Raw genomic sequence first — 13,353 nt, 5'->3', positions numbered from 1 at the left:
ATCAGTTCTCCAGAACGTCGAGCAGGCCCAGTGGCAGCGGAACGTCCATGGCTTTATCGAACAGTAAATAAAGACCGACGCTCATCAAGCTGATGATCACGATGCTGGGCACCCAGCGCCCGCCATACAGGCGTGCCATTGGAATGCCGATCAGGATGCTGCTGAGGATGAAACCCAGTGGTTCGAACGTACCGGCGAAAATCAGCAGCAATACGACACACAGACCAATTTTGGTCAGGGTTTGGCGATCCAGTTGTGGCTCGTCTTCGCTATGCACCACTGGCGATGGGCGAAAGATCATGTAGATCAACCCCAGCCCCATCAGGCCCAGCATCAACAAAGGGAAAGCGCGCGGCCCGACAGGCTCGTAAGAAAACGACGCTTGATACGGCCACGCCATGACCGCCAAACAGGCGCAAACAATGAGCAGCCCTGAGGCAAAAATGCGTTGTAAGAGCATGATTCACTCCTGAGCTGCGCCCCGGTGTTTCAGGGTGCAGCTCGCTGACAGGGGCGGTTACTGGATCAGGCCGAATTCCTGAGCCAGGGTTTTGTAGTCAGCCACCTGTTTTTTGACGTAGGTGTCTAGCTCCGGGCCGGTCATGGCGAACGGGAAGAGTTCGCGCTGATCGCGCAGGGTGTCGAACTCCTCAGATGCCAGCAGTTTGTCGAAGGCGTTTTTCCACCATGCGTAGTCTTCGTCGCTGACTTTTGGCCCTAGGTAGAAGCCGCGTACCACTGGCCACACAATGTCGTAGCCTTGCTCTTTGGCGGTCGGGATGTTTTTCATTTCGGGTTCGTCGAGGCGTTCATTGGCGAACACCGCGAGCAAGCGCATATCACCGCTTTGGATGTGAGGCATGGAGTCGGAAATGTCCGTACTGCCCACCTGAATATGACCGCCCAGTAGCGCCGTAGCGATTTCACCGCCGCCTTCCAGCGCCACGTAGCGCAGGTCTCGCGGGTTGATCCCGGCGGCTTTGGCGATCAAAGCTGTTTGCATCCAGTCCTGACTGCCCACTGTGCCGCCAGAGCCGATGACCACTTTGCTTGGATCTTTCTTCAGTGCCTGCACCAGATCATCGAGGTTCTTGTAGGGCGAATCGTTTTTAACGGCAATTGCGCCATAGCTGGTACCCACGGCCGCCAGCCAGCGCACGGCGTTTTCATCGAAGCGGCCGAACTTGCCTTGTGCCAGATTCAGCAACGAGCCGCTGGACCATGCGACTAGCGTTCCAGCGTCTGCCGGGCGTTGTGCGACCACCGCGTTATAGGCCACAGCGCCAACACCACCAGGCATGTAAGTTACACGCATCGGTTTGCTCAGCAGTTTTTCGTTCACCAGTGCGCTTTGCGCCAATTTACAGGTCAAGTCAAAACCACCGCCGGGCGAAGCGGGAGCAATACATTCCGGGCGCTTCGGTTCAGCCATTAACTGGCCCGCTACCAGTAAGCAGCCAGCGGCGAGGGCCATATTACGCAGTGATAAATTCATGTTGTCTCCACCGGAGTTTTTGTTTTTAGGTGTCAGCAGGCAATACGCACGCGTGTTACGTCCCTGACGAGGGCCGTTGGGCGAGTGAGGATAGGGCGATAAGCGATAGGGTTTGAAGCTGAAGTGACAGCATCTTGGGGTGCTCCGTTATTGTTTTTATTGGCGAAAACGCTTCGTGGCGTTTTTCGGGTCGCTACGGTGTTCATAGCGAGGCAGTTGTTACTGCCTGTTGCCGGATCCTAGTCGGCCAACCTTTCGCGAACCTTTCAATAAGCTTTCAACCTGTCGTGGGGGTTCACAGTGCCGATCCCGGCTGTACACTCCGCGCAAACAAGGGCTGGGCCCTACAAAAATAATGAGGTAAATCCAATGCGTGTTCTCTTGGTCGAAGATCAGCCTCAGCTGGCCGACAGTATTGCTCAGGCGTTGAAAAGCACAGGGTTGACGGTCGATGTACTGCACGATGGCGTGGCTGCAGATTTGGCCTTGGCCAGCGAGGAGTATGCGTTAGCCATTTTGGATGTGGGTTTGCCGCGAATGGATGGTTTTGAAGTGCTGGCGCGTTTGCGTGCTCGCGGCAAAACCGTACCGGTGTTGATGTTAACGGCGCGCAGCGACGTTAAGGATCGCGTTCACGGGCTCAACCTTGGGGCCGACGACTACTTGGCCAAGCCTTTTGAGTTGACTGAACTGGAGGCACGGGTCAAAGCCTTGTTGCGCCGCAGTGTGCTGGGCGGGGAGCGGCAACAGCGCTGCGGGGCGCTGGTTTACGACCTTGAAACCCGGCGTTTCAGTTTGGGCGAGGAGCTGCTGACATTAACCTCCCGCGAGCAAGCGGTGCTTGAGGCGCTGATCGCCCGGCCGGGGCGCGTCATGAGTAAAGAACAGCTGGCGGCTCAGGTGTTTGGACTGGACGAAGAGGCAAGCCCCGACGCAATCGAGATCTATGTGCATCGATTGCGCAAAAAGCTGGACGACCAAACGGTAGCCATTGTGACCTTCCGCGGCTTGGGGTATTTGCTGGAAAGCCGTGATGCTTAAGCTCAACAGCTTGCGTTGGCGATTGCTGTGCAACCTTGCGGTGTTGCTGGTGGTGTTGATGCTGGCCAGCGGGCTGAGTGCTTATTTCAATGGTCGCGAGGCCGCAGATACGGCTTACGACCGAACATTGCTGGCGTCTGCTCGCACCATTGCTGCCGGGTTGTCGCAGCGTGATGGCAGTTTGAGTGCTGACGTGCCTTACGTTGCCCTCGACACGTTTGCTTACGACAGTGCGGGGCGCATCTATTACCAGGTCAATGACATCAACCAGCGTTTAATTTCGGGGTATGAGAACTTGCCGGCGCCACCCCCCGGCACTTTGCGCACCGATGATTACCCGGCCTTGGCGCGCTTTTACAACGGCCAATACTTGGGGCAAAACGTACGGGTTGTGAGCCTGCTCAGGCCTGTCAGCGAACCCAATATGAATGGCATGGCTGAAATTCGTGTGGCAGAAACCGATGAGGCTCGCGTGTCGATGGCGCGCAGTTTGATGGCCGATACGCTGCTGCGCTTAGGCATGTTGGGGCTGGGTGCGTTGTTGCTGGTGTGGTTTGCTGTCAGTGCTGCGCTGCGTCCATTAGAGCGCTTGCGCACGGCGGTCGAGGAGCGGGAACCCGATGACCTGCGGCCTTTGCCGTTGGTGCCCGTGCAGCGCGAGTTGTGGCCGTTGGTGCAGGCGCTGAATCACTTTACTGAACGCTTGCGCGAGCAGTTTGAGCGTCAGGCGCAGTTTATTGCTGATGCGGCCCACGAGTTGCGTACACCTTTGGCCGTCCTCAAAGCGCAGTTAGAACTGGGGTTGCGTGCAAACGATCCCCATACCTGGCGCACTACGCTTGTGCAAGCGGTGCAAGGCACTGACCGCTTGACCCATTTGGCCAATCAATTGTTGTCGTTGGCACGTATTGAAAACGGAGCGCGGGCGATTGCCGAAGGGGGCGCGCAGTTACTCGACCTGAGTCAGCTGGCGCGTGAGCTGGGCATGGCGATGGCACCGTTGGCTCATGCCCGAGGGATTGCGCTGGCGCTCGAAGCCGATCAGCCGGTCTGGCTGCATGGCGAGCCCACGTTGCTGCACGAGTTGTTGAGTAATTTGGTGGACAACGCAATTGCTCACACGCCATCGGGCGGCAATGTGGTGCTGCGCGTCAAGCCGCAGGCCGTGCTGGAGGTTGAAGATGATGGGCCGGGCATTCCGCAGCAAGACCGCGAGCGTGTGTTTGAGCGTTTTTATCGGCGCAATCAACAGGTCGCAGGCTCTGGGCTGGGGTTAGCGATTGTCGGAGAAATCTGTCGCGCGCATTTGGCGCAAATCAGCCTGCACGATGGCGCGCAGGGCGGGCTCAAGGTTCGGGTGAGTTTTATGCCCGCTAATGTTGAGCGCCTTCACTCAAGGCTTAAATAAACATCTCACGGGCAGCGTTGAGCTCTTCTATCAATTTGGGGCTGTTTGCATCCAGCCTCAGTTTTTTAAAAGCGGGCAGGGTGCTCAGCACCACCGCGCGACTGGTATCGCTGTCTTGGTGGGTGAATACCGTGGCGATTTGTACCAGATCAATGTAATCGAGAGATTTGGACTCGCGGCTCAAATCCAGGTACTGGCTGGGCAGCTTGAGCAGCATTTCAGGGAACTCCCACACGGCAAGCAGTTTGTCCCCGATCAAGGGATGAATGTTGTCGATAACGTGGTTCAGCGAAATAGGGTCGGAGAGCAACTCGTTGTGATCTTCGGCGTAGGTCAGGATCGGCAGTACGCCGATCTGATGAACCAAACCACCCAAGGCTGCTTGATCGGGTTTGAGCTGGGTATGACGGCGGCACAGGGTGTAGCAGATGCCCGCGACTTCCAGACTTTGACGCCATACGTCGCGCATTTTGCGTTCGACCACATCGGAGCGCGCATGGAAAATTTGCTCCATAACCAAGCCAATTGCCAAGTTGCTGCTGTAGTTGACGCCCAGACGGGTGATGGCTGTGTGCAGGTCGGTGACTTCATGATTGGCCCGTAACAAAGGGCTGTTGACCACTTTTATCAGGCGTGCAGACAGTGCGGTGTCACGGCCAATCACTTTGCTCAGATGGCTGACGCTAATATCGGGGTTTTCTGCGGCTTTACGAATGTTCAGCGCTACCTCGGGTAGCGTGGGTAGAACCAGGTCATCTTTATCGATGGCCTTTATCAAATCCTTCTCGACTTTGTGCGCCAGCTTACTCATTTATGCTCTCTAGGGTGTTGCGATTTTGGGTGTGGCAATTAGCGCTGGATCTCTTTGTCGCGGTCCAGTTGATAGGGCAGGTCAAGCAGCGTCAGGCCCGGCCCTTGCAGGCTTGCTACATGGATATCCCCTGCTTGCGCGGCTTCGGCTTGCAAAACAGCCAACAGCTCAATGCCTTGCTCGCTGCGAGCGGCGATAACCACTTCACCGACTGCGCTGCTATGAGTGGGCGCGTACAGCGGAGTTCCCGGCTCAGGCAACTCATCTCCTTGAAGCGACAAACGGTAAAGGTGGCGTTTGAGTTTGCCCAGATATTGCATCCGCGCAACGATCTCCTGACCGGTGTAGCACCCCTTTTTGAAACTCACGCCTCCCACCGCTTGCAGGTTGATCATCTGCGGGATAAACAGCTCGCGCGTGGGTGCCATGACTTGGCCAATGCCCGCACGGATTTGGCCGAGAAGCCATTGGTTGAGGTCGGCTTCGGTCAGGTGTGCGCTCAGGTGTTGCTTGAGGCTGTCGGCTTGTTCGGCGCGCGCCCAAAGTTCGGCTCGACCTTCAGAGGCGCGAATAGCGATCAGGCCATTGGCCCGAGCAACGCTGTCAGTGTCGGCGGGCAGTGTGATACCCAGACTTTCCAGTACGGCGTCTGCTTGATTCAAGCCAAAACGCACCCAGTTAGCGCTGTCATCGGTGAGTTTGGACTTGGAGAAGACCGCGTATTTTTTCAGGTCAGCCAATTGCGGCTCAACCAGTTCGCGCGCCATTGCCAGCAAGCAGCCTTCGGGTTCCAAAACGATACGGAAACTGGACTGCATACGGCCTTTTTGCGTGCAGCGTGCGCCCAGGCTTGAGCGCGTTTCGCTCAAATAGTTGAGGTTGCAGGTCAACTGCCCCTGTAAAAACTTGCTGGCGTCATTGCCGATAACGGCCAGAACGCCTTCGTGAGACAGGGTGCAGAAAAAAGCAGAGTCGGCCATGAGTCATCGCAGGTAATAAAGTCTGGGGCACATCATAGAGGGGCGCCCCTCAAATGGGTAGTTCGCATAGGATCAACGGGGAGCGACCAAAGCCGACTGTTCTATCGTGAATCGGGCTGTATACTTGCGCTCTATTTGAGGAGCGCTCCATGGTCGAAGATGTAGAACTCAATCGTCTTTATTGGCACAGCCGTCGCGGCATGCTTGAGCTAGACGTGCTGCTGGTTCCTTTCGTGAAGGAGGTTTACGCCACCCTTAATGATGTGGACCGCGAATGCTATCGCAAGCTGCTGGAGTGCGAAGACCAGGACATGTTCGGCTGGTTCATGGAGCGCAGCGAGTCTGAAGACCCTGAGCTGCAACGCATGGTTCGCATGATTTTGGATCGTGTCCAACCCAAGTAATTATTTCGAATGCCGCTGGCATGCCTCAGGGCAATTGCTGGCGGCGTATCTTGCAGCCCAGACGTTGGCGCTGATCTCAATTTGCCTTCTTTCAATTCCGGTGTGGGCCCGCGCGTTCGGGGTTTTGTTGTGCTTGGCGCATGGGCTTTGGGTGTTGCCACGGCATATTCGATTGACTCACGCGAACGCGTTCACCGGGTTGCGTCGCGATGCCGATGGCTGGCAGTTGTGGAGTCGTGCCAAGGGGTGGCAAGCCGTGCAATTGCGGCGTGACAGCCTGGCTTTGCCGCGCATGGTGTTAGTGCGTTTTAGCGTGAGTGGCGAACGGCGGGTCAGGGCGGTGTGCATTCCCCGCGACGCGCTGGCGCCCGCTCAGCACCGGCGCTTGCGCGTGCGGCTCAAGTTCAGTCGGCGTAGGTGGCTGGCACCAGAATAGTGTCCAGCGCTTCGGGCAGCATGTTGGGGTAGTCCAGCGTGTAATGCAGGCCACGTGACTCTTTGCGCGCCATTGCACTGCGAATCATCAGTTCGGCCACTTGTGCCAGATTGCGCAGCTCAATCAAGTCGCGGCTGACTTTGTAATTACTGTAAAACTCGTCGATTTCATCCAGCAGCAAGCGCACTCGGTGCTGCGCACGTTGCAGGCGTTTGTTGGTACGCACGATGCCGACGTAGTCCCACATAAAGCGCCGTAACTCATCCCAGTTGTGGGCGATGATCACGTCTTCGTCGGAGTCAGTCACCTGGCTCGCATCCCAGCTCGGCAAGGCGATTGGCACGGCCACTTGGGGCAGTTGCGCAAGAATGTCGGCAGCCGCTGATCGGGCATACACAAAACACTCAAGCAGCGAATTGCTGGCCATGCGATTGGCGCCGTGCAAGCCGGTAAAACTGGTTTCGCCGATGGCATACAGGCCGGGTACATCGGTGCGGCCATGACCGTCGACCATCACGCCGCCGCAGGTGTAATGCGCTGCCGGTACAACGGGAATGGCTTGTTTGGTGATGTCGATGGAGAACTCAAGGCAGCGTTCATAGACTGTCGGGAAGTGGGTTTTGATGAACGTCTCGGACTCATGGCTGATGTCCAGATACACGCAATCAATGCCCAAGCGCTTCATTTCGTGGTCGATGGCGCGGGCGACGATGTCCCGTGGTGCCAGCTCGCCGCGAGGGTCGAACCGGTGCATGAAGCGTTCGCCATTGGGTAGCTTGAGGTGCGCCCCCTCGCCGCGCAGGGCTTCGGTGATCAGAAAGCTTTTGGCTTGCGGGTGATACAGGCACGTGGGGTGGAACTGATTGAACTCAAGGTTCGCCACGCGACAGCCCGAACGCCACGCCATAGCAATGCCATCGCCGCAGGCGCCATCGGGGTTGCTGGTGTACAGATAAACCTTAGCCGCGCCGCCGGAAGCCAGAATGGTGAAGCGCGAACCATAGGTGTCCACTTCACCTGTGGCGCGGTTTAGCACGTAGGCGCCAAGGCAGCGATCGCCTTCAAGCCCCAATCGAGGTTCTGTGATTAGATCAACGGCGACGCGTTGTTCCAGCAATTCGATGTTGGGCCGCTGGCGCGCTTGTTCGAGCAGGGTTTTGAAGATAGCTGCGCCTGTGGCATCGGCGGCGTGAATGATGCGCCGATGGCTGTGGCCGCCTTCACGGGTGAGGTGGAACTCAAAACCTGGGTGTTCGGGGTTGGCAGTGTCATCCCGGGTGAAGGGCACGCCTTGGTCAATCAACCATTGAATGGCTTCGCGGCTGTGTTCGACGGTAAACCTGACAGCGTCCTCGTGGCAGAGGCCTCCACCGGCATTGAGCGTGTCTTCGACGTGAGACTGCACGGTGTCGGTGTCATCAAGCACAGCGGCCACGCCGCCTTGTGCCCAAAACGTTGATCCGTTGGCCAGATCGCCCTTGCTCAGGACTGCAATACGCATATGGCTGGGCAGTGTGAGCGCAAGGCTCAGGCCGGCAGCGCCGCTGCCAATCACCAGCACATCATGTTGAAAATGTTGGCTCATTCTTCTGACGTCCGCATAAAAAGCGCCCACTAGTATATAGAGGGGGGGATCGGCACAATAGCCGGGCCTTTGTGGCATTGTGAAATTACAGCGGGCGGGCAGTGTGCCTCAGACTTGAGTGATCTGCATGGCAGATTTACAGGGTTTACCTGTGAGTTTGTTTGCATAGGCTCAGGCAGGGCCTAGCCTAGAGCGCTTCTTTGATGCAATGACGGTTATGCCTCGTTTGGATTTTTTGAACTTTTTCTGCGGCTCAGGGTTCCATAGAGGGTTGCCCATCATAAAGGGGAACAGCGTCAACTCCGGCGTAAGGTGATGGTTTAGACCTTCGCAGGTGAGTTTGGCGACAAGATTATTGACGCAGCCGGCCAGGCCCGTGCTGCGTTTTCGTGCGTGCCAAATCCGAGCGCGCAGGAAACTTGCCAGGGGGGAGAGAACTTTTGCGTAAAGCCCGAGTCTATGTTTGCAAGCCTGATCAATTAGCAAAGCAATCTTCCTCCAGGTCATACGAGGAGCATTCATGCTAACCCAGGAAGAGGATCAGCAGCTGGTCGAGCGTGTACAGCGTGGCGACAAGCGTGCATTCGATCTGCTAGTGCTGAAATACCAGCACAAAATTCTCGGGTTGATCGTGCGTTTTGTGCACGACACCCATGAAGCGCAGGACGTCGCACAAGAAGCCTTTATTAAGGCTTACCGTGCACTTGGTAATTTTCGCGGTGACAGCGCCTTTTATACATGGCTGTACCGTATCGCCATTAACACGGCGAAAAACTATTTGGTGTCACGCGGTCGTCGTCCACCCGATAGCGATGTGAGTTCGGAAGACGCTGAATTTTATGACGGTGATCACGGTCTTAAAGATCTGGAATCACCGGAGCGTGCTTTGCTCCGTGACGAGATTGAAGGCACGGTTCACCGCACCATTCAGCAACTGCCAGAAGATTTACGTACGGCGTTAACTTTACGTGAGTTTGATGGTCTGAGTTACGAAGACATTGCGAGCGTCATGCAATGTCCGGTGGGTACCGTGCGCTCCCGGATTTTCCGCGCCCGGGAGGCCATCGATAAAGCCCTGCAACCTTTGTTGCAGGAAACCTGAGACAGCGGCGACAGCCAAGAGAGGAACCGCCATGAGTCGTGAAGCCCTGCAGGAATCGCTGTCCGCGGTGATGGATAACGAAGCGGACGAACTGGAACTACGTCGGGTGTTGAATGCCTTTGACGATCAACAAACCCGTGACACCTGGTCTCGTTACCAAGTGGCACGTGCGGTGATGCACAAGGACTTGCTGATTCCGCGTCTGGATATCGCTTCTGCGGTATCGGCCGCACTGGCCGAGGAGCAAACCCCGGCCAAAGTGAAACGTGGCACGTGGCACAACATTGGCCGTCTGGCTGTTGCTGCTTCGGTAACCGTTGCCGTGCTGGCGGGTGTAAGGCTGTACAACCAGGACGACATTGCGGGTGCACAATTGGCCAAGCAAGACAGCCAGCCAAGCTTGAGCATTCCAATGGTTAAAGGCCCTGCGGTACTGGCCAACTACAAAGAAAGCAGCGACCAAACCACAGGGCCAATGGCCAATGGTGTGTTGCAAGGGCAATCGGGTTGGCAGGATCAGCGTTTGCCAGGTTACCTGCGTCAGCATGCTCAGCAAGCAGCGTTGAAGGGCACTGAAAGCGCTCTGCCTTACGCTCGCGCCGCTGCCAGTCAGGAAGGCCGTTAAGGACCACAATGCGCGTCCTATCTCTGCTACCTCTTCTGCTCAGTGGCTGGTTTGTTGTACCCGCCCAGGCTGATCAAGCCCAAGACTGGCTCAAACGTCTTGGGCAAGCCGAGCAGCAGCAAAGTTATCAAGGCACTTTCGTTTACGAACGTAACGGTAGTTTTTCTACCCATAACATCTGGCACTTGGTGCAAGACGGGAAAGTTCGTGAGCGCTTGATGCAGCTTGATGGTGAAGCTCAAGAGATGGTGCGTGCAGATGGGCGTACGCAATGCCTCACGGGCAAATTGATGCCGGGGCTTGGAGATGTCAGCGCGGCTTCCGCGCGACAGCTCAATACTCAACAACTCAATGACGTCTACAGCATTGCTCAGGTGGGTAAGTCCAGAGTTGCCGGGCGTGAAGTAGTGGTTATTGCACTAACGCCTCGCGATCAACACCGCTATGGATTTGAGTTGTATCTAGATCGCGAAACAGGCCTGCCATTGAAGTCATTGCTGCTTAATGACAAAGGGCAGTTGCTTGAGCGTTTTCAGTTCACCGAGCTTGCAACAACACCTCCAGCCGAAAGCGATCTTAAGCCCAGCGCGCAGTGTCAGTCGGTGGTGGCCGATGCTCAGCCTGAAACGGCAAAAGTCACTCATGCATGGCATTCAGATTGGTTGCCAGCGGGTTTCGAGTTGGTTAGCAGCTCAGTTCACCTTGATGCGCGTACCAAGGCCGAAGTCACCAGCTTGTTGTATGACGATGGCTTAACGCGGTTTTCGGTGTTTGTTGAGCCATTGCAAGGCAACGCTGCTCCCGATACTCGGGTTCAGTTGGGGCCTACTGTTGCGGTTTCCAGACGTCTCACCGCTCCGGGAGGCGACATAATGGCCACCGTGGTGGGTGAAATTCCGCTCGGAACTGCTGAACGAATTGCCCTGTCGATGCGTACAGGTTCAGCTGAACCTCAGGTTAAGCCTTAGCGTGGTGCTGAAATGTCTGGTGAAGATTTAAACTTGCCAAACGTTCTATCTTTTTCTATAGGTCAGAGCCCTAAAGGCTCTGGCCTTGTTTGTTTTCCGGGCTCTGAAATACGGTCTATGCTGGCCTTAGTTTTTTGATGCCTGTCGCTTAACTCTGCTTGCTAATAACGGGAGCTGTATGTCGATACCTCGAGTGAAATCTTGCCTACCCATTTTTGCAGCGGTGCTGATGCTCGGGCAGGCAGTGCCGGCCTTGGCTGACGCGCCTCAAGCACAATTGCCAGACTTTACCCAACTGGTTGAGCAAGCCTCGCCAGCTGTAGTGAACATCAGTACGACGCAAAAGTTGCCCGACCGTAAAGTTTCCATGGGGCAAATGCCTGATCTGGAAGGGTTGCCGCCAGGGTTGCGTGACTTCTTTGAGCGCGGCATGCCGCAGCAACCGCGTGGCGGTCGCCAGCGTGAGGCACAGTCCTTGGGGTCGGGGTTCATCATCTCGCCTGATGGCTACATCCTGACCAACAACCATGTCGTTGCAGATGCCGATGAAATCATCGTGCGCTTGTCGGACCGTAGCGAGATGAAAGCCAAGCTGATTGGCACCGATCCGCGCTCTGACGTTGCACTGCTAAAAATCGAAGGCAAAAACCTGCCGGTATTGAAACTGGGTAAATCCCAGGACCTCAAAGCCGGGCAGTGGGTTGTTGCGATCGGCTCCCCCTTTGGTTTTGACCACACCGTGACTCAAGGCATCATCAGCGCTATCGGTCGCAGCTTGCCGAATGAAAGCTATGTGCCATTCATCCAGACCGACGTGCCAATCAACCCGGGTAACTCGGGCGGCCCGCTGTTCAACCTGGCGGGCGAAGTCGTGGGTATCAACTCACAAATCTACACCCGTTCCGGTGGCTTCATGGGCGTGTCTTTTGCCATTCCCATTGATGTGGCGATGGACGTTTCCAACCAACTTAAAGCCGGTGGCAAAGTTAGCCGTGGCTGGCTGGGTGTTGTCATCCAGGAAGTTAACAAGGATCTGGCTGAGTCGTTTGGCCTTGAAAAACCAGCCGGTGCGCTGGTAGCTCAAGTACTTGATGACGGCCCGGCTGCCAAAGGCGGTTTACAAGTGGGCGACGTGATCCTGAGCATGAACGGCCAACCGATCATCATGTCGGCTGACTTGCCACATCTGGTAGGCGCGCTCAAAGCGGGCAGCAAAGCTACGCTGGAAGTGGTTCGTGAAGGCAAACGTAAAACCCTCGACCTGACCGTTGGTGCTATTCCAGACGAAGGCAAAGAGATGGATTCGCCAACCGGAGCAGAGCGCAGCAGCAACCGTTTGGGCGTGTCCGTGGCGGACTTGAGCGAAGAGCAAAAGAAAGCCAATGACCTCAAAGGCGGCGTCATCATCAAGGACGTTCAGGACGGCCCCGCGGCTCTGATTGGCCTGCAGCCAGGTGATGTGATTACCCACCTGAACAATCAGGCGATCTCTGATGCCAAGCAATTCACTGAAATTGCCAAGGCATTGCCTAAGAACCGTTCGGTGTCGATGCGTGTGTTGCGTCAAGGTCGCGCCAGCTTCATTACGTTCAAGTTGGCCGAGTAAACAAAGCGTGTAGCAGCGAGCCTTCTTAGAAGGTAAGCGAATTAAAAAGCCCGTATCGAAAGATACGGGCTTTTTTTTAACGCTGTTTTTTCTGCTTGGGGATTCGCACCAACTGGGTGTTGGAATAGATGTCGTGCCATGTGCGTTTTTGCTTATCGAATAGCGACCAGAAAAACCCCAGCCCCAAACACAACCATGAGCCAATCGAGACGATAAAACGAAGTAGGGCTTGCCACAGGCTGATGGCAGTACCGTCGGCGTTCTGCACGCGTACCCCCCACACTTGCATGCCCAGAGTCTGACCCGAGTGGGTCCAGAACTTCGCAAAAAAACCAAACAGCACAAAAAACAGGATGGTTGAGAGCAGCGGGTCGCCATCCAGTGAGCCTGATTCCGACAGGGCACGTAATTTAGCCTCGCCGATAAAACTCATCAAAATCAGCTTGTAGATAAATGTAGTGACGATCAGCAGAGCCGTACACAACAAGAAATCGTAGAACATGGCTGCCAGACGGCGCCCCAAGCCAACGGCGGGAAATTCGCCTTGAGGGCTAAGTGGTTGTTTCGACATGGCCGAGTCTCTTGGAAGAAAAAAGCTATCTTACGGAATTACGGCCATAAAAAAGCCTCTGATGTCACCATCAGAGGCTTTTCTGCTCGACTGGCTTAGGCTTCGGCTTGAACTTCGTCAGCCTGCAGGCCTTTTTGGCCTTGAACAGCGATGAAGGTCACTTTCTGGCCTTCTTTAAGGCTTTTGAAACCATTGCCCTGGATGGCGCGGAAGTGCACGAATAGATCCGGGCCGCTTTCTGGGGTAATGAAACCAAAACCTTTTTCGTCGTTAAACCACTTAACCGTACCGCTCTGACGTTGGGACATTTCTTAATTCCTT

Annotated in this window: 15 protein-coding genes; 8 read left to right on the top strand and 7 right to left on the bottom strand. The window is 55.8% G+C overall.

Annotated elements, in window-relative coordinates:
* Position 1: 1 nt before the first annotated feature.
* Both ACZRJQ_RS16080 and ACZRJQ_RS16075 read right to left on the bottom strand, forming a co-directional pair.
* On the bottom strand, positions 2-460 hold the full coding sequence (locus tag ACZRJQ_RS16080; protein ID WP_463979311.1) for a tripartite tricarboxylate transporter TctB family protein: 459 nt from the start codon (positions 458-460) through the stop codon (positions 2-4).
* Between the two features lie 57 nt (positions 461-517).
* The gene (locus ACZRJQ_RS16075; RefSeq protein ID WP_463979310.1) at positions 518-1,495 is read right to left on the bottom strand and encodes a Bug family tripartite tricarboxylate transporter substrate binding protein; all 978 of its coding nucleotides are present in this window, start codon (positions 1,493-1,495) and stop codon (positions 518-520) included.
* A gap of 369 nt (positions 1,496-1,864) precedes the next feature.
* Between ACZRJQ_RS16075 and ACZRJQ_RS16070 the strand changes: the two genes are divergently transcribed.
* Positions 1,865-2,536, top strand: a complete 672-nt coding sequence (locus tag ACZRJQ_RS16070) for a response regulator (protein WP_463979309.1) — start codon at positions 1,865-1,867, stop codon at positions 2,534-2,536.
* A complete protein-coding gene (locus ACZRJQ_RS16065) occupies positions 2,529-3,944 on the top strand; it encodes a sensor histidine kinase N-terminal domain-containing protein (protein WP_463979308.1) in 1,416 nt (471 codons plus the stop codon). Before ACZRJQ_RS16070 ends, ACZRJQ_RS16065 begins: the two co-directional genes overlap by 8 nt.
* Here ACZRJQ_RS16065 and ACZRJQ_RS16060 read toward each other — a convergent pair.
* Together ACZRJQ_RS16060 and ygfZ are read right to left on the bottom strand one after the other, a co-directional pair.
* Positions 3,937-4,755 (bottom strand): HDOD domain-containing protein, encoded by an 819-nt coding sequence (locus ACZRJQ_RS16060; protein ID WP_463979307.1) that lies wholly within the window; start codon positions 4,753-4,755, stop codon positions 3,937-3,939. The two genes, ACZRJQ_RS16065 and ACZRJQ_RS16060, sit on opposite strands and share 8 nt — an antisense overlap.
* Positions 4,756-4,793: 38 nt before the next feature.
* Positions 4,794-5,735, bottom strand: coding sequence for a CAF17-like 4Fe-4S cluster assembly/insertion protein YgfZ (ygfZ, locus tag ACZRJQ_RS16055; protein WP_463979306.1), 942 nt, complete (start codon positions 5,733-5,735; stop codon positions 4,794-4,796).
* 149 nt (positions 5,736-5,884) lie between these two features.
* Here ygfZ and ACZRJQ_RS16050 point away from each other — a divergent pair, with 149 nt between their 5' ends.
* Positions 5,885-6,139 carry an FAD assembly factor SdhE gene (locus ACZRJQ_RS16050; RefSeq protein WP_048363403.1) on the top strand — a complete coding sequence of 85 codons (255 nt, stop codon included), beginning with the start codon at positions 5,885-5,887 and terminating at the stop codon, positions 6,137-6,139.
* Complete coding sequence (locus ACZRJQ_RS16045) at positions 6,123-6,575, top strand: protein YgfX (protein WP_463979305.1); 453 nt, start codon at positions 6,123-6,125, stop codon at positions 6,573-6,575. The genes ACZRJQ_RS16050 and ACZRJQ_RS16045 overlap by 17 nt, the downstream gene beginning before the upstream one ends.
* Here ACZRJQ_RS16045 and nadB read toward each other — a convergent pair.
* On the bottom strand, positions 6,544-8,160 hold the full coding sequence (gene nadB / locus ACZRJQ_RS16040) for an L-aspartate oxidase (RefSeq protein WP_463979304.1): 1,617 nt from the start codon (positions 8,158-8,160) through the stop codon (positions 6,544-6,546). The two genes, ACZRJQ_RS16045 and nadB, sit on opposite strands and share 32 nt — an antisense overlap.
* A gap of 520 nt (positions 8,161-8,680) precedes the next feature.
* Here nadB and rpoE point away from each other — a divergent pair.
* The 4 genes from rpoE to ACZRJQ_RS16020 all read left to right on the top strand — a co-directional run bounded on the left by rpoE (position 8,681) and on the right by ACZRJQ_RS16020 (position 12,461).
* Positions 8,681-9,262 carry an RNA polymerase sigma factor RpoE gene (gene rpoE, locus ACZRJQ_RS16035; protein ID WP_007930230.1) on the top strand — a complete coding sequence of 194 codons (582 nt, stop codon included), beginning with the start codon at positions 8,681-8,683 and terminating at the stop codon, positions 9,260-9,262.
* Positions 9,263-9,293: 31 nt separating this feature from the next.
* Positions 9,294-9,887, top strand: coding sequence for a sigma-E factor negative regulatory protein (locus tag ACZRJQ_RS16030; protein ID WP_463979303.1), 594 nt, complete (start codon positions 9,294-9,296; stop codon positions 9,885-9,887).
* A gap of 8 nt (positions 9,888-9,895) precedes the next feature.
* Positions 9,896-10,855 carry a MucB/RseB C-terminal domain-containing protein gene (locus tag ACZRJQ_RS16025; protein ID WP_463979302.1) on the top strand — a complete coding sequence of 320 codons (960 nt, stop codon included), beginning with the start codon at positions 9,896-9,898 and terminating at the stop codon, positions 10,853-10,855.
* Between the two features lie 178 nt (positions 10,856-11,033).
* Complete coding sequence (locus tag ACZRJQ_RS16020; RefSeq protein ID WP_463979301.1) at positions 11,034-12,461, top strand: DegQ family serine endoprotease; 1,428 nt, start codon at positions 11,034-11,036, stop codon at positions 12,459-12,461.
* Positions 12,462-12,537: 76 nt separating this feature from the next.
* Here the strand turns inward: ACZRJQ_RS16020 and ACZRJQ_RS16015 are convergent, their stop codons facing one another.
* A complete protein-coding gene (locus tag ACZRJQ_RS16015) occupies positions 12,538-13,032 on the bottom strand; it encodes an RDD family protein (protein ID WP_463979300.1) in 495 nt (164 codons plus the stop codon).
* Positions 13,033-13,127: 95 nt separating this feature from the next.
* Positions 13,128-13,340 carry a cold-shock protein gene (locus tag ACZRJQ_RS16010; RefSeq protein WP_198631666.1) on the bottom strand — a complete coding sequence of 71 codons (213 nt, stop codon included), beginning with the start codon at positions 13,338-13,340 and terminating at the stop codon, positions 13,128-13,130.
* Positions 13,341-13,353: the final 13 nt, after the last annotated feature.

This window comes from Pseudomonas sp. E315 (genome assembly GCF_055406205.1).
Note: the sequence above shows the minus strand (reverse complement) of the source record. Positions and strands in the feature narration are given on the sequence as shown.

What these genes read in the sequence shown, in the direction of transcription:
- ACZRJQ_RS16080 (WP_463979311.1), bottom strand. Translation starts at nt 460, where the DNA reads ATGCTCTTACAACGCATTTTTGCCTCAGGGCTGCTCATTGTTTGCGCC.
- ACZRJQ_RS16075 (WP_463979310.1), bottom strand. Translation starts at nt 1,495, where the DNA reads ATGAATTTATCACTGCGTAATATGGCCCTCGCCGCTGGCTGCTTACTG.
- ACZRJQ_RS16070 (WP_463979309.1), top strand. Translation starts at nt 1,865, where the DNA reads ATGCGTGTTCTCTTGGTCGAAGATCAGCCTCAGCTGGCCGACAGTATT.
- ACZRJQ_RS16065 (WP_463979308.1), top strand. Translation starts at nt 2,529, where the DNA reads ATGCTTAAGCTCAACAGCTTGCGTTGGCGATTGCTGTGCAACCTTGCG.
- ACZRJQ_RS16060 (WP_463979307.1), bottom strand. Translation starts at nt 4,755, where the DNA reads ATGAGTAAGCTGGCGCACAAAGTCGAGAAGGATTTGATAAAGGCCATC.
- ygfZ (WP_463979306.1), bottom strand. Translation starts at nt 5,735, where the DNA reads ATGGCCGACTCTGCTTTTTTCTGCACCCTGTCTCACGAAGGCGTTCTG.
- ACZRJQ_RS16050 (WP_048363403.1), top strand. Translation starts at nt 5,885, where the DNA reads ATGGTCGAAGATGTAGAACTCAATCGTCTTTATTGGCACAGCCGTCGC.
- nadB (WP_463979304.1), bottom strand. Translation starts at nt 8,160, where the DNA reads ATGAGCCAACATTTTCAACATGATGTGCTGGTGATTGGCAGCGGCGCT.
- rpoE (WP_007930230.1), top strand. Translation starts at nt 8,681, where the DNA reads ATGCTAACCCAGGAAGAGGATCAGCAGCTGGTCGAGCGTGTACAGCGT.
- ACZRJQ_RS16030 (WP_463979303.1), top strand. Translation starts at nt 9,294, where the DNA reads ATGAGTCGTGAAGCCCTGCAGGAATCGCTGTCCGCGGTGATGGATAAC.
- ACZRJQ_RS16025 (WP_463979302.1), top strand. Translation starts at nt 9,896, where the DNA reads ATGCGCGTCCTATCTCTGCTACCTCTTCTGCTCAGTGGCTGGTTTGTT.
- ACZRJQ_RS16020 (WP_463979301.1), top strand. Translation starts at nt 11,034, where the DNA reads ATGTCGATACCTCGAGTGAAATCTTGCCTACCCATTTTTGCAGCGGTG.
- ACZRJQ_RS16015 (WP_463979300.1), bottom strand. Translation starts at nt 13,032, where the DNA reads ATGTCGAAACAACCACTTAGCCCTCAAGGCGAATTTCCCGCCGTTGGC.
- ACZRJQ_RS16010 (WP_198631666.1), bottom strand. Translation starts at nt 13,340, where the DNA reads ATGTCCCAACGTCAGAGCGGTACGGTTAAGTGGTTTAACGACGAAAAA.